This window comes from Longispora sp. NPDC051575 (assembly GCF_040681875.1).
In the GTDB taxonomy this organism is placed as follows: domain Bacteria; phylum Actinomycetota; class Actinomycetes; order Mycobacteriales; family Micromonosporaceae; genus Longispora.
On sequence record NZ_JBFAZP010000008.1, the window covers coordinates 232,063 to 246,107 of the forward strand.

Here is a 14,045-nt window from a genome sequence, read left to right on the forward strand (position 1 = left end):
GTGGAGTAGTGGCCATAGTCGGTGTCGCCTTCCTTACTCCCTCGTAACTCCGATGAATACTGGCTGGATTAATCGGATACGACCGCTATGTGACATACGCACTCATCGGAATGAGTCGGTATATGGTCCGATGTAGACAGCTTTCGTGAGGGATACAGCTGTCGCCATATCTTGGGCAGTATGCGCGTGTTGATGAGACGTGATTGACATGGCCCGAACCTGACCCTCACGCTGCGCAGTGGTGAACTCTGGGACCGCTACGCTGGGCGGGTGCAGTTCACGCCGCTGGCCCCCGAGGGGGCCTATCTCATCACCCCGGAACCGGTCGGCGACCACCGCGGTCTGTTCGCCCGGGTGTTCTGCGTCGACGAGTTCGCCGGACACGGCCTCGTCACGGCTTTCGTCCAGGGAAGTGTCGCCACGAACCCGCGCGCGGGCACGCTGCGCGGCATGCACTGGCAGGTCGCGCCGCACGCCGAGGTGAAGCTCGTCCGGGTCACGGCCGGCGCGATCTGGGACGTGGTCGTGGACGTGCGCCCCGATTCCCCGACCTACCTGCGGCACGCGGCCGTGGAACTGTCCGCGACGAACCGGGCGACACTCTACGTGCCGGCCGGTTTTGCGCACGGTTACCTCACGCTGACCGACGACGTCGAGATCACGTACCAGATGTCGGAGCGCTACACCCCGGACGCGTACCGGGGCGCGCGGTGGAACGACCCGGCGTTCGGGATCGCGTGGCCGGGGGAGCCGGTCGTGATCGCCGAGCGTGACGCGACCTACCCGGACTTCCCCCGCTGACGGCGGGCACGACCGGGCGGGCCGCACCGCGCGGGTAGAGCGCCGCCCAGGTGGACCGCGCAGGTCAGATCCCGCAGGTCAGACCGCGCACGTCAGACCGCGCACGTCAGACCCTCGCCGGGGTCAGCCGCAGCTTCCGACCCAACCGGCGCAGCAGCTCCCGCGCCTTGGCGTCCAGGACGAGCAGCAGCCCGCCGGCCACCAGTACCCCGACCACGCCCTGCAACAGGACCGCCACCACGGGCGGCAGGTGCCGGTCGTACTGGTCCACGAACGCCGCCACCAGGAAACCGGCCACCCCGGCCAGCGCCGCCGGCACGGTCGGGGCCAGGGTCGGCCACCACGGCACGCCCAGCACCCGGCGCAGCGTCCACCACAGGGCGGCGGCCACCACGACCACCTCGGAGATCAGCGTGGTCAGGGCGATCCCGAACACCTGCTCGGAGACCGTCATGCCGTCGGCGAAGTACCCCACGGCCGCGTAGCCGACCAGGGAGAGGCCGGCCTGGCTCCAGACCACCACCGACAGGGTTCCGGGCCGTCCGGCGGCCTGGAGGGCCGGGCCGAGCAGTACCCCGTAGACGTTGACCGCGCCGACCAGGCACAGCAGTTGCAGCGCGTTGGCGGCCGGGGACCACGACGGGCCGAGGAACACCATGAACGGGTGCGCGATCCCGGCCAGGATGCCGAGCGCCGGTAGGCCGAGCAGCGCGCCGAGGTGCTGGAGCGCGCCGAGCCGGGCCGCGAACGCCGGCTTGTCGTCCTGCAACCGCGACAACTCGGGCAGGGACACCTGTTGCAGCGACCGGGCGGCCACGTCCACCAGGGTCTCCGACAGCCGGGAGGCCAGCCGGAGCAGACCCACGGCCACCGGGCCGAAGAACGCGCCGGTGATCAGGACGTAGCCCCGGGTGCCGACGAGCAGACCCACGCTGGCCAGCGCGGACTTGGAGGAGAAGCTCCACAGCTCCATGGCGGGGCGGATCCGGGGCCGGCTGGGCCGCCAGGCGGTGGTCCACCACAGGACGGCCACCCCGACGCCGGCCGTGATGAGCTGCTGGAAGACGAGGGCCCAGACGCCGTACCCGAGGAAGGCCATGCTCACGCCGACGACGCCGCCGAGGACCACCGAGGCCAGGGACCGCACGGTCAGGGTCTTGAACTGCAGCTCCCGGCGGAGCAGCGCCTCCGGGATCAGGGACAGCGCGAGCAGCGGCAGCAGCGGGGTCAGGGCCAGACAGACCCCGGTCAGGGACTTGGAGCCGGCCACGGACGCGTACAGCGGGGTGATGGCGGCCAGGGCCAGGGCGAGCACCACGCTGAGAACCAGGAGCAGCCAGAACGCCGCGTTCAGGTGCTCGTCGCGCAGCTCGGACCGCTGGATGATCGCGGCCATCAGGCCCTGTTGCAGCACCGCCTGCACGAGGTTGACCAGCACCAGGGCCAGGGTGAGCACGCCGAGCGCGGCCGGGCCGAGCAACCGGGCCAGCAGCAGCATCACGATCATGGTGACGGCGAGGCGCCCGCCGGTGAGGATGTACGACCAGCCGACGGCGCTCTTCACCGGATCACCCTTCGCTTGAGCCTGCTGAGCCGGTCCTTGGTCTTGCGCGCGTTCCAGTTGAGCGTCCAGGCCACCGCGGCCCGGGGGTCGATCGCCAGCAGGGCGCGCGCGGTCTCCGCCTGCATCCGCAGCCGGGGCGCGCGGGCCCGGGCCGGGCCGTCGGGGTTCCACCACCGGGCCAGGTCGGCGAGCTTGCGCTCCGGGGCCAGGGCCGTGGAGTCCTCGTGCACCCGGCGGAAGAACAACTCCTCGGGTACCTCGTGGAACTCGCCCAGCGCGGCCAGTTCCGCGAGCATTGTGTAGTCGCTGGACACGTAGGTGCGCAGGATGCCGGTGCGGCGGAGGGCGGCGGTGCGGATCACGCCGTACATCGGGTTCACCAGGCTGATCTTGCGGGCGTAGCGGGCCACCCGCCGCCACGGGGACGGCGCCCGCAGGTCGAGGTGGTCGCGGTGCGAGCGGGTCCGGTTGCCGGCCCCGTCGATCAGCACGGTGCGCGGGTAGGCCAGGACGGCCCCGGGCGCGGCGTCCAGGGCCTCGACGCACCGGCTGAGCATCGTGGGGGCGCACATGTCGTCGTAGCCGGTCCACTTGAACAGTTCGCCCTCGGCGAGGGCCACGACCCGGTTGAAGTTGTGCACCCCGCCGATGTTGCGGTCCGTCCGGCTGTACCGGATCCGCGGGTCGTCGAACGACCGCACGATCTCCGGCGTGCTGTCCGTGGAGCAGTTGTCGCTGATCAGGAGCTCGAAGTCGTCGTAGTCCTGGGCGAGCAGCGCCGCGATGGTCTCCGCGACGTACTTCTCGCCGTTGTAGACCGGCATCCCGACGGTCACCCTCATGCGACCAGCACCTCGCAGGTGATGCCCAGTTCGGCGACGGAAAGGGCGATCTCCTTCTGGTACGCCGGGTTCGTGATGATCACCACATCGGTGTCCAGGGGCAGGCTGGACGGCGCGTCCACCCGGTGGCCGGTCGGCAGGAAACGCCCGTGTTTGCCCGCGTTGAGGTCGACCACGGTCATGGTGTGCCCGGGGTCCACGGTGGCCAGGAACGTCACGCCCCGGGCGCCCGCGCCCCACAGCGCCGGCCTGTGGTGGCTCTTCAGCACGCCCTGCCACCGGTCGACGAGCGCGCCGAACCGGTTGCCGAAGTTCTGCACGATGGCCCGCTGGTGGTCGTTGTTCAGCGGGCCGCAGTCCACGCAGCCCTCGGCGTTCTCGGCCGCCGGATCGGTGCTGACCTCGACGAACAGGTACTGGTCGTGGAAGGTCAGCCCGTAGTTCGTGACCGTGAACCCGGCCCGCTCGCACATCGCGACCAGGGACCCGGCGTGGAAGTACTGCGCGTGCGGGTAGATCACGTCCCAGCCGGCGGCGCCCAGGTCGTACCCGGCGTCGGGGACCTCGAAGTAGCCCCGGCCGTCGGTGACGCTCCGGAGCTGTCTCAGCAGGCCGAGGGGGTCGCTGACGTGTTCGAGGACGTGCCGGGCGACCACGAGGTCGTAGGTCTGCGTCCCCGGCCGCCAGGTGCCCGCGTTGAGGGTGTAACCGTCGCGGCTGACCGTCTCGGGGACGTGCCGGCTCCAGCCGGTCCGCTCGCCGGGCAGCAGCTCCAGGAGTTCGCCCTCGCCGCAGCCGAGCTCCAGGACGCGGGTCGGCGCGGGGCGGTCGGGGGTGTCCCCGGTCCAGCCCGTCACCCGCTGGGCCACGCTCGCCACGTGCGTCCGGTACGAGGCCGAGGACAGCATGCTGTTGTCGAACAGGCCGTCGGCGGCCCGGTGGTCGTCCCGGAAGCCCCGGTTGAGCACGTGCGCGCACTCGGGGCAGTACCAGAGGTCCATCCGGCCCATCGCCGGGTCCGCCGGCGGCGCGGGCCAGGTCACCCCGCAGGAGGCGGGGAACAGCCCCAGGTCCGCGCACGGCCTCGGATCCGGCGCCCCGCAGGCCTCGCAGTCCAGCTCGGAGATGTGCTGCCGGGTCACGACGCGGGGCGCAGGTCGGGACCCAGCAGGCCGCCGTCCAGCAGCTCCCGGATCCGGGCGATCCGCTGGTACTTGGCCCCGGCGAACTCCTCCGCGGTCAGCCCGTTCTCCCGGTACGCGGCCACGAGCTGCGCGATGCCGGTCGGCACGGTCCACTGCGGCTGGAACCCGGGGATCTCGTTCTTGATCCGCTCGCAGTCGACCCGGTAGTCCCGCTTGTCGGAGGACGCGCCCTCGGCGAAGCTGACCACGCTGCCCTCGACGGCGGCGCCCACCAGCTCGGCGACCTCGCGGATCCGGTAGTTCTCGCTGGTCAGGCCCACGTTGTACGCGCGGTCGCGGATCAGGTCGGCGTCGGCGTCGAGCAGTGCCACGAACGCGCGGGCGATGTCCTCGCAGTGCACCAGGGGCCGCCACGGGGTGCCGTCGGACTGGAGCAGCACCTTGCCCGTGGTCACCGCGTGCGCGACCAGGTTGTTCACCACGATGTCGCCGCGCAGCCGGGGGGAGACGCCGTAGGCCGTGGCGTTGCGCAGGTACGTGGGCACGAAGTCCGTGTCGGCGAGCTTGCTGATCTCCTGCTCGGCCAGCACCTTGGACTCGCCGTACGGGGTCACCGGGTAGAACGGGGCGTCCTCGGTGACGGGGGCCTCGCCGCCCGCGCCGTACAGGCTGCAGGAGGACGAGAACAGGAAACGGCGCACCCCGGCGGCCTTCGCGGCGGCGGCGAGCCGGACCGAGGCATGCTGGTTGATGTCATATGTGATCTGAGGGGACAGGTTGCCCAGCGGGTCGTTGGACAGCGCGGCGAGGTGCAGGACGGCGTCGAAGCCCTCGCAGTGCGCTGGCGTGACGTCCCGGATGTCGACCTCGACCGAGGGCACCTCGTCGACGTCGGAGCCGAGCAGGCAGGCCTTGAAGAAGTCCGTGTCCAGGCCAACCACGTCGTGCCCGGCAGACTTGAGCAGGGGTGTGAGGACACTTCCGATGTATCCGTGGTGACCGGTGACGAGCACGCGCATGTTCTTTGACCCCCAGGCCCCAGGCAGAGTGATACGCCGCGACTGTAAGCGATAAGTATTGTGTCCCATACCCTCTGACGGGTTTTTTACTGACTACTGGACCGCACGTGTGGAGAGATCATTGACTAGCCCGGTGATCGTGCCTGAGTGCCGTCTGTGCGGCGCGGATTTGACCGAAACCTTCGTCAATCTGGGGATGTCCCCCCTGTGCGAGTCCTTTCTCGCTGCGGACAAACTTGATGAAAGGGAATCTTTCTACCCCTTGCATGTCCGGGTCTGCCCGAGTTGTCTGCTCGTCCAGCTGCCCGCCTATGTGGCCGGCGAGGACATCTTCTCCGACTACGCCTACTTCTCGTCGTACTCGGACTCCTGGGTCGCGCACGCCAAGCGGTACGCCGACACGATGGTCGACAGCCTCGGGCTGGACGGCGACAGTCTGGTAACGGAGGTGGCCAGCAACGACGGCTACCTGCTCCAGCACTTCGTCGCGCGCGGGGTCCCCGTCGTCGGGGTCGAGCCCGCGGCCAACGTCGCCGAGGTGGCCCGGGCGAAGGGCATCCGCACGGAGGTCGAGTTCCTCGGGCCGGAGACGGGTGCCGCGGTCGCCGCGAAGCACGGCCGGGCCGACCTGGTCTGCGGCAACAACGTCTACGCGCACATTCCGGACATCACCGGCTTCACGAAGGGGCTCGCCGCCCTGGTGAAGGAGACCGGGCTGGTCACGCTGGAGTTCCCGCACCTGCTGCGCCTGATCGAACGGCGGCAGTACGACACGATCTACCACGAGCACTACCAGTACTACACCCTGCTCACCGCCCAGCGCGCCCTGCTCAGCGGCGGCCTGCACCTGGTCGACGTCGAGGAGCTCGACACCCACGGCGGTTCGCTGAGAGTTCACGCCCGGCTCACCCCGGAGCCGCTCTCCGCCCGCGCCCAGGACCTCCTCGCCCGCGAGGCTGAGGCCGGCCTGCACGACGTGGCGGGGCACAAGGGGTTCGCGGCGGAGGTCGACAAGGTGAAGTTCGACCTGTTGGACTTCCTGATCACCGCGCGGCGCGAGGGCAAGACCGTCGTCGGCTACGGCGCCCCGGGCAAGGGCAACACCCTGCTCAACCAGTGCGGCATCCGCGAGGACCTGCTCGCGTACACGGTCGACCGGAGCCCGCACAAGCACGGGAAGTTCCTCCCCGGTACCCATATTCCGATCTTCGCCCCTGATCGGATCGAAAAGGACCGACCGGACTATGTCCTCGTCCTGCCGTGGAACCTGAAGATCGAGCTGGACGCCCAGTTGGCCTATGTGCGCGACTGGGGCGGCAAGCTCGTTTACCCCATTCCGGCCTTGGAAGTGTCGTGAAGGTAGTTCTGTTCTGTGGCGGTTACGGGATGCGGATGCGCGACGGCACGTCCGACGCCCCGAAGCCCATGGTGATGGTGGGCGACCGCCCGCTGCTCTGGCACGTGATGCGCTACTACGCGCATTTCGGGCACACCGATTTCATCCTCTGCCTCGGCTACGGCGCGTCGGCGGTGAAGGACTTCTTCCTGAACTACGACGAGACCCGGTCGAACGACTTCACCCTCTCCGAGGGCGGCCGGAAGATCGAGCTGGCCTCCAGCGACATCGAGGACTGGACGATCACCTTCGTCGACACCGGCCTCAAGGCCACGATCGGTGAACGGCTGCTCGCGGTGCGCAAGCACGTGGAGGGCGAGGAGCTGTTCCTGGCCAACTACGCCGACACCCTCACCGACGCGCCCCTGCCGGAGATGATCGAGCGGGTCCGCAGCACCGGGGCGCAGGCGTCCCTGCTGGCCGTGCCGCCGCAGTCCTCGCACCACATGGTCGAGTTCACCGAGGAGGGGCACGTCGAGCGGCTGCGCCCCATGCGGGAGATGCTCGCCTACGAGAACGGCGGCTACTTCGTCCTGCGGCCCAGCGTGTTCGACGTGCTGCACGAGGGCGAGGAGCTGGTCGTGGAGGCGTTCGCGCGGCTGGCGGAACGCAAGGAGCTGCTCGCGTACCCCTATCACGGGTTCTGGTGTCCGGCCGACACGCTCAAGGAGCGGGCCGAGCTGGAGGCCCTCTACAACCACGGCACCGCCCCGTGGATGCTGTGGGACGAGCTGCACGGCTCCGTCCCCGCCGACGCGGAGGAGCTGAGGGCACCGCATGGTGCGGCTTGAGAAGGTCGAGCGGCTGACGCTGCTCGGCGCGCACCCCGACGACATCGAGATCGCCGCCGGCGGCCTGCTGCTGTCCCTGACCCCCAGAACGGTGCACTACGTACTGCTGACGGGGTCCCCGGCCCGCCTCGCCGAAGCCCGGGCCGCCGCCGCCGCGTTCCTGCCCGACGCGCAGATCACGTTCGCGTTCTCGGCCCTGCCCGACGGCCGGCTGCCGGCGCACTGGGCGGAGGCCAAGGCGGCGGTGCAGGCCGCGGCCACCGTGCCCGCCGACCTCGTGCTCGCCCCCGCGCTCTACGACGCGCACCAGGACCACCGGCTGCTCGCCGAACTGGCCCCCACCGCGTTCCGCGACGCCCAGATCCTGCACTACGAGATCCCCAAGTGGGACGGGGACCTGGGCCGGCCCAACGTGTACGTGCCGCTGCCCGACGACGTGGCCCGCCGCAAGGTCGAACTGCTGCACAAGTCCTACCCCTCCCAGCACGCCCGGGACTGGTGGGACGACGAGTTCTTCCTGGCCCTGGCCCGGCTGCGCGGCGCCGAGTGCCGCCACCGGTACGCCGAGGCCTTCACCGCGACGAAGATGACTCTGGAGCTCTCGTGATTCAGGATTCCGCCGACATCGATGAGGGCGTCACCATCGGTGCCGGTACCCGGGTCTGGCACCTCGCCCAGGTCCGTTCCGGGACGGTGATCGGCGCGGACTGCAACATCGGCCGGGGCGCGTACATCGGCCCCGGCGTGACCGTCGGCGACCGGTGCAAGGTGCACAACTACGCGATGGTCTTCGAGCCCGCCGTGGTCGAGGACGGGGTGTTCCTCGGGCCCGGCGTGATCCTCACCAACGACCGGTACCCGCGCTCGATCGACCTCGACGGCGAGTTGAAGGGTGCCGACGACTGGCACGCCGATCCGGTGACCGTGCGGACCGGGGCCTCGGTCGGGGCGCGCAGCGTCGTCGTCGCGGGCGTCACGATCGGGTCGTACGCCCTGGTCGGGGCCGGGTCCGTGGTCACCAAGGACGTGCCGGCGCACGCGCTCGTGGTCGGGAACCCGGCGCGCTGGGTCGGCTGGGTGGGCCGCTCCGGCGAACGGCTCGTGGCCGAGCCCGGTGGGTGGAAGTGCCCCGCGACCGGTGAGCGGTTCGTCGAGGAGTCCGGGGTGCTGCGGCTGGTGTTCCTGGGCAACGGGGACATGGTCTGCGCACCCCGCGAGGACCGTCCCGCGCTCGGCTTCGGCGCCGCGTCCCTCGGGTTCGACGGTGCGACCGTGTCGGGCGGTGCCGCGTGAAGGTCGCCCTGTTCGGCTCCAACGGCGAGGCCCGCAACCGGGGCGTCGCCGCCCTGGCCACCGCCACCGCCACCGGCATCCTCAGCAGGGTGCCCGACGCCGAGGTCACCTGGTACGACGACGGCTGGGGCGTGCGCCCCGACCCCAAGCTGCCCGGCGTGACCCGGGTCGGCGCGCGCCTCACCCGGCGCTACCACCGCCCCGAGTCCTACCACCACATGGCCGTCTCCGCCGCGCTCGGCGGCATCGCCAACCCGGGGGCCGCCCGGCTCAACGCCGCCGACGCCGTCCTGGACACCTCGGGCGGCGACAGCTTCACCGACCTGTACAGCCCGGTCCGCTGGCGGCTCGTCAACTGGCCCAAGAAGCTCGCCGTGGCCCGCAGCCGCCCGCTGATCTTCCTGCCCCAGACGTACGGCCCGTTCCGGGGCGCCGCGACCCGCCGCGAGGCCCGCGAACTCGTGCTCGCCGCCGCCGGGGCCTGGGCCCGTGACCCCGACAGCTTCGCGCGCCTCAAGGAGCTCGTCGGCGGGGGCTTCGACCCGGCCAAGCACCGGCAGGGCGTGGACGTGGCGTTCGCGCTGCCCACCCGGCCGTTCGAGTCCGACGAGCTGGAGGAGTGGCTGGCCAAGGGGGGCGGCGAGGTCGCCGTACTCAACGTGTCCGGTCTGCTCCTCGACCCCGCCGAGACCCGCTTCGGGCTGTCGGCCGACCTCGTCAAGGTCGTCGAGGTCCTCACCCGGCGGCTGCTCGACGACGGCGCCCGGCTGCTGTTCGTCCCGCACGTGTCCACCCCGGGCGCACGCGACGACGACGACGCGATCACCCAGACCCTGGTCGCCCGGCTCTCGGCCGAGTACGGCCCCGACCGGGTCGCCGCCGCGCCGACCGGGCTCGACTGCCAGGAGTCCAAGTGGCTCATCGGACGCGGGGACTGGCTGTGCGGGATGCGGATGCACGCGACCATCGCGGCCCTGTCCTCCGGGGTGCCTGCGGCCTGCGTCGCGTACTCCGACAAGGCCCGGGGCGTGTTCGCCACCGCCGGCCAGGGCCACCGGGTCGCCGACGCCCGCACCCTGGACACCGACACCCTGCTCTCCGAGCTGTGGGACTCGTGGCAGGCCCGGGCGGTCACCCGCGAGGAGCTCGTCACCGGCTCGGCGCGGGCCCGGACGGCCGCCGGGCAGCAGCTCGACGACCTGGTGGAGCTGATCCGTGCGCAGCATTGAGGACGTGGCGGAGCGGAAGCTGTGCACCGGGTGCGGGGTGTGCGCGTACCTCGCGCCCGAGTCGTACCGGATGGTGGACGTGCTGGCGGAGGGGCGGCGGCCGCTGCCGATCCGCCCCGTGGGCGCCGCGCCCCAGGCTCCGGGCTGCGCGGGTCACGAGGCCGACGCGCTGAAGGCCTGCCCCGGGGTCGGCCTCACCGCCGATGTCGACGACCGCCCCCAGCTCGACGGCTGGGGCCCGGTCCTCGGGATGTGGGAGGGCTACGCCTCCTCGTCCTCGCTGCGGCACTCCGCCTCCTCCGGCGGGGCCGCCACCGCCCTGGCCTCGTTCTGCCTCGAACACCGGAACTTCAGCGGGGTACTGCACACCGGCGCGCGCGCCGACATCCCGTACCTCAACGAGGTGAAGTTCAGCCGCACCCCCGACGAGCTGCTCGAACACGTCGGTTCCCGGTACGCGCCGGCCAGCCCCGCCGAGGGCCTCGGCCTGGTCGAGGCCGCCGACGCGCCCAGCGTGTTCATCGGCAAGCCCTGCGACGTGGCCGCCTCGCACAAGGCCCGCGCCCTGCGCCCGGCACTGGACGCGAACCTGGGCCTGACCATCGCGATCTTCTGCGCCGGCACCCCGTCCACGCGCGGGACGCTGGAGCTGATCAAGGCCCTGGGCTCCGACCCGGAGAACCTCAAGTCCCTGCACTACCGGGGCGACGGCTGGCCGGGGGAGGCCCGCGCCGAACCGGGCGAACGCCAGCTCAGCTACGACGCCTCCTGGGGCGGCATCCTGGAGAAACACCGCCAGTGGCGCTGCTACCTGTGCGCCGACCACACCGGCGAGTTCGCCGACGTGTCCGTGGGCGACCCGTGGCACCGCCCGACCGCCGGCGACCCGGGCCGCTCGCTGATCGTGGCCCGCACCGCCCGGGGCGTCGAGGTCGTGCTCGCCGCCATCGCCGCCGGGGTACTCGTCGCCACCCCCGTCCCGAACTCCACCCTGCCGGCGTCCCAGGCGGGGCTGCTCAAGGTCCGGGGCGCCGTCTGGGGCCGGACCGTCGCACTGCGGCTGTCGGGGCTGCCCGCGCCCCGGTACCGGGGAATGCCGATGTTCGGGATCTGGCTCCGGAAGCTGACCGTCAAGGACAAGCTGCGCTCGACGGTGGGCACGGTGCGGCGGATCGGCCGGCGGGGGCTGCGCACCCGGTCGAAGATCGAGGAGTACACCCCGCGCTAGGGGTGGCCGGCCGGGGAGGGGACGCGTCGCCTCCCCGGGGCTCGGCGGCCAGCTTCGCCCAGGTGGGAGCCCGGGGTGCCGGCCGACCCGGTCAGGAGTGTGCCGGTCGGCCGGGGCGGGACCGTTCCGGCCGAAGCGGTCAGGAGCGTGCCGACCTGCCCGGTCAGATGCGTGCCGGGCGGGTCAGCGGGTCGGGACCGCCAGGACGTTGAGCAGGAACGCCACCGTCGCCTGGTCGCCCGGCCGCCGCCCGTCCAGCAGCTCCGCCACGTACGACGGCCGCACCAGGTCCGGCAGCCCGTCCAGCAGATCCGGGTTCGCCCGCCAGTGCTCCACGACCAGCCGGGACAGCAGCGCCGCGCCCAGCGAGGCCCGCCGGCTGCCCGACACCCGCTGGGCCACCTTGCCGACGGCCTTGCGCGCCGTGGCCCGCCAGTTGCCCCGGCCCTTGGCGAGCTGGTTGGGGCTGCGGCCGCTGTCGAGGCGGATCACGGCCAGCTCCAGGTCGAGTTCGCGCATGATCGCGGCGAGCAGGCGCGAGTCGCGCTTGTCGGCCGGGTCGGCGGCGCGGGCCAGCTCGATGAAGCGCCGGTCGAACATCGGGTTCAGGAACACCCGGTCGACGGCCGCGACCGTGCCGTGCACCCCGCCCCAGCGCTGCATCCGCTGCCACAGATAGAACTCGTCCAGGGAACGCAGCCACTGGTCGCCGTAGCCCGTCAGCTGGGCCGTGACCAGGCCGATCGTGTACTTCTCCGCCGCCTCCGAGAACTCCGGCACCAGCGCGTCGCGGTCCACGGCCTCGTTGGTGAACAGCCGCCACCGGGCGAACCGCTCCGCCAGGTGCGCGGTGGTCGCGCCCGAGGGCTGCGCGCCGTAGTAGAAGCCGCGGGCCACCTCGCCGCCCAGCCCGGACAGCCGCCGGCCCTGCGGGAGCTGGCTCTCGGCCGCCGACAGCGGGGCGAGCGCGAGCGGGTTGGCCGAGCAGTCCAGGCGCAGCGCGGCGGTCGTCGCCAGCGCGTAGCCCTCGGCCGCCGTCAGGCCGGTCAGCGAGCTGGTGTCGAAGACCTGGTGCTTCATCTTGTACCGGGCCGACAGCGCCCGCGCGATCGGCGCGTCCCGCCCGCCCGGCGAGTCCAGCGTCAACGTGTCCAGGCCGCGCCGCCGGTTGCTGGGGATCGCGCCCAGCAGGATCCGCGAGTCGTGCCCGCCGGTCAGCTGGAGCACCGGGTCCTCGTGCTCGTCCAGGTACCGCACCAGCCAGTCGCGGAGCAGCCCCGCCGCCTCGACGGCCGTCGCCTGCTTCCCCCGGGGCTCCTCGGCGCGGTCCACGTCGTACCGGACCAGCTGCACCGTGCCCCGGTGCAGCCGCGCGTAGTGACCGGCCGGCACCTTGGACACGCCCGCGAACGGGGTGGCGTCGCCCAGCTGCCAGCCGAGGAGGCTCTGCACGCCGAGCGCGTCGTGGTCCAGGGCCGCGCCGGCGACCCGGGCCAGCTCGGGCGCGCTCGTGCCGAGGCCGGCGACGCCGGAGCCCTGCCACCAGTACACCTGGCGGAAGCCCAGGTAGTCGGTCACCGCGACGATCGGCTCCGCCTCGGCGGCCCGGTGCGCGGCGGCGAACGGCGGCGTGACCAGCCCGAACGCCTCCGGGCCGGTGATCAGCCAGCCGGCCACGTCGGCGGGGGTGACATCGCCGCCCGGGGCGCGGGGCTCGCGGTTCAGCAGGACCGTGAAGCCGCCCTCGGCGAGGGTGCCGTCGGGCAGCTCGACCCGGTCGGGTTGGGAGGGATCGGCATGACTCACGGCGAGAAGGTGCACGCCCTCATCCTGCCCGCTGCCACGCGGGACTGTCAGTCGGGTAACGGTCACGCGTTTCCCACCCGTTCGGCCCCCTGCGCGTGGATCACGCGTTGGTTCCCCGTGGGTGATTCGCCGTTCGGCTCCCGGGCGTGGACCACCGGGGAACCGGGGCCGGGCGGCCCACCCGCGTGGATCAGGCGGCCATCAACCGGGCCGCCGCCTTCGGGGCCAGGTCCAGCACCGCCTTCTCGGCGTCGCCCGGATCGAAGGCGCTGACCCGCACGTTGGCCACCAGGGTCAGGTCGGCGACCTTGCGGACCATGATCACCCCGCACAGGGTGTTGAACTTGGCCTTGTCGCCGTCGTCGAACTGGTACCGAAGGCACCAGCCGTACTGCGCGGCCACCCCGGCCAGCGCCGGCACCGTGAGTTCCTTCTTGAAGTCCACGATCCGGCCGGCGGCCGAGTAGTTGACGCACAGCCCGGGCAGCGTCGTGCGGATCTCGGCGACCACCGCCTGCGGGTCACCGGTGGCGGCGCCCTGCACCACGCTGGTCACGAAGTAGAACCTGTCCTTGTCCTTCCAGACCTGCCCCCACGTGAACTGGACACCGGTCAGCGCGATCACCGGCGGCGAGCACGGGCCGAACAGGGTCTCCGTCCGTGACTCCGTCGCCGGGGCGCCGCCGGAGTAGGTGGTGACGTCGTCGTTGACCAGTACCCCCCGCTTGATCTGGTCGATCTTGTCGGCCCCCGACCGGGTCGGGCTCGCCGGTGGGGTGGGGCTCGGGGCCGCCGAGGTGGGGGCCGGGGCCTGCGCGGCGGGCTTGGCGTCGCCGTCGCAGCTGGCCGTCAGCGCGAGGGCCGCGACGAGGGCGAGCGGGATCCATCGAAGAGTCATGTGTGTCCCCGTGAGGTGAGCTGGTGCCGACAC

Annotated in this window: 13 protein-coding genes; 7 read left to right on the forward strand and 6 right to left on the reverse strand. The window is 71.9% G+C overall.

Features of this window, described 5'->3' with window-relative positions; all coding sequences use genetic code 11:
* Window positions 1-270 precede the first annotated feature (270 nt).
* Window positions 271-801 (forward strand): dTDP-4-dehydrorhamnose 3,5-epimerase family protein, encoded by a 531-nt coding sequence (locus tag AB0M43_RS25230; protein WP_363728228.1) that lies wholly within the window; start codon window positions 271-273, stop codon window positions 799-801.
* Window positions 802-907: 106 nt separating this feature from the next.
* On the opposite strand, the gene AB0M43_RS25235 is transcribed toward AB0M43_RS25230, so the two are convergent.
* Genes AB0M43_RS25235 through AB0M43_RS25250 form a run of 4 tightly spaced genes read right to left on the reverse strand, consistent with a single transcriptional unit; the run spans window position 908 to window position 5,371 of the window.
* The gene (locus AB0M43_RS25235) at window positions 908-2,365 is read right to left on the reverse strand and encodes an oligosaccharide flippase family protein (RefSeq protein WP_363728229.1); all 1,458 of its coding nucleotides are present in this window, start codon (window positions 2,363-2,365) and stop codon (window positions 908-910) included.
* The gene (locus tag AB0M43_RS25240) at window positions 2,362-3,207 is read right to left on the reverse strand and encodes a glycosyltransferase (protein ID WP_363728230.1); all 846 of its coding nucleotides are present in this window, start codon (window positions 3,205-3,207) and stop codon (window positions 2,362-2,364) included. The genes AB0M43_RS25235 and AB0M43_RS25240 overlap by 4 nt, the downstream gene beginning before the upstream one ends.
* Window positions 3,204-4,349, reverse strand: a complete 1,146-nt coding sequence (locus AB0M43_RS25245; protein WP_363728231.1) for a methyltransferase domain-containing protein — start codon at window positions 4,347-4,349, stop codon at window positions 3,204-3,206. Before AB0M43_RS25245 ends, AB0M43_RS25240 begins: the two co-directional genes overlap by 4 nt.
* Entirely contained in the window at window positions 4,346-5,371 is a 1,026-nt protein-coding gene (locus tag AB0M43_RS25250) for an NAD(P)-dependent oxidoreductase (protein ID WP_363728232.1), read from the reverse strand. Before AB0M43_RS25250 ends, AB0M43_RS25245 begins: the two co-directional genes overlap by 4 nt.
* 139 nt (window positions 5,372-5,510) lie before the next feature.
* Here AB0M43_RS25250 and AB0M43_RS25255 point away from each other — a divergent pair, with 139 nt between their 5' ends.
* From AB0M43_RS25255 to AB0M43_RS25280, 6 genes are read left to right on the forward strand one after another with little or no spacing between them, the layout of a single operon-like run.
* A complete protein-coding gene (locus AB0M43_RS25255; RefSeq protein ID WP_363728562.1) occupies window positions 5,511-6,728 on the forward strand; it encodes a class I SAM-dependent methyltransferase in 1,218 nt (405 codons plus the stop codon).
* Window positions 6,725-7,558, forward strand: coding sequence for a sugar phosphate nucleotidyltransferase (locus tag AB0M43_RS25260; RefSeq protein WP_363728233.1), 834 nt, complete (start codon window positions 6,725-6,727; stop codon window positions 7,556-7,558). Before AB0M43_RS25255 ends, AB0M43_RS25260 begins: the two co-directional genes overlap by 4 nt.
* The gene (locus AB0M43_RS25265) at window positions 7,545-8,165 is read left to right on the forward strand and encodes a PIG-L family deacetylase (RefSeq protein WP_363728234.1); all 621 of its coding nucleotides are present in this window, start codon (window positions 7,545-7,547) and stop codon (window positions 8,163-8,165) included. Before AB0M43_RS25260 ends, AB0M43_RS25265 begins: the two co-directional genes overlap by 14 nt.
* Window positions 8,162-8,851 (forward strand): acyltransferase, encoded by a 690-nt coding sequence (locus tag AB0M43_RS25270; RefSeq protein WP_363728235.1) that lies wholly within the window; start codon window positions 8,162-8,164, stop codon window positions 8,849-8,851. The genes AB0M43_RS25265 and AB0M43_RS25270 overlap by 4 nt, the downstream gene beginning before the upstream one ends.
* Complete coding sequence (locus AB0M43_RS25275; RefSeq protein ID WP_363728236.1) at window positions 8,848-10,080, forward strand: polysaccharide pyruvyl transferase family protein; 1,233 nt, start codon at window positions 8,848-8,850, stop codon at window positions 10,078-10,080. Before AB0M43_RS25270 ends, AB0M43_RS25275 begins: the two co-directional genes overlap by 4 nt.
* The gene (locus AB0M43_RS25280) at window positions 10,067-11,308 is read left to right on the forward strand and encodes a Coenzyme F420 hydrogenase/dehydrogenase, beta subunit C-terminal domain (RefSeq protein WP_363728237.1); all 1,242 of its coding nucleotides are present in this window, start codon (window positions 10,067-10,069) and stop codon (window positions 11,306-11,308) included. Before AB0M43_RS25275 ends, AB0M43_RS25280 begins: the two co-directional genes overlap by 14 nt.
* A 183-nt stretch (window positions 11,309-11,491) precedes the next feature.
* Here AB0M43_RS25280 and AB0M43_RS25285 read toward each other — a convergent pair whose 3' ends face one another.
* Window positions 11,492-13,114, reverse strand: a complete 1,623-nt coding sequence (locus tag AB0M43_RS25285; RefSeq protein ID WP_363728238.1) for a hypothetical protein — start codon at window positions 13,112-13,114, stop codon at window positions 11,492-11,494.
* A gap of 190 nt (window positions 13,115-13,304) precedes the next feature.
* Window positions 13,305-14,012, reverse strand: coding sequence for a hypothetical protein (locus AB0M43_RS25290; protein WP_363728239.1), 708 nt, complete (start codon window positions 14,010-14,012; stop codon window positions 13,305-13,307).
* Window positions 14,013-14,045: the final 33 nt, after the last annotated feature.

Bases quoted from the DNA above. Each gene is read 5' to 3' on its own strand.
- AB0M43_RS25290 (WP_363728239.1), bottom strand. From the start codon at position 14,012: ATGACTCTTCGATGGATCCCGCTCGCCCTCGTCGCGGCCCTCGCGCTG.
- AB0M43_RS25240 (WP_363728230.1), bottom strand. From the start codon at position 3,207: ATGAGGGTGACCGTCGGGATGCCGGTCTACAACGGCGAGAAGTACGTC.
- AB0M43_RS25265 (WP_363728234.1), top strand. From the start codon at position 7,545: ATGGTGCGGCTTGAGAAGGTCGAGCGGCTGACGCTGCTCGGCGCGCAC.
- AB0M43_RS25250 (WP_363728232.1), bottom strand. From the start codon at position 5,371: ATGCGCGTGCTCGTCACCGGTCACCACGGATACATCGGAAGTGTCCTC.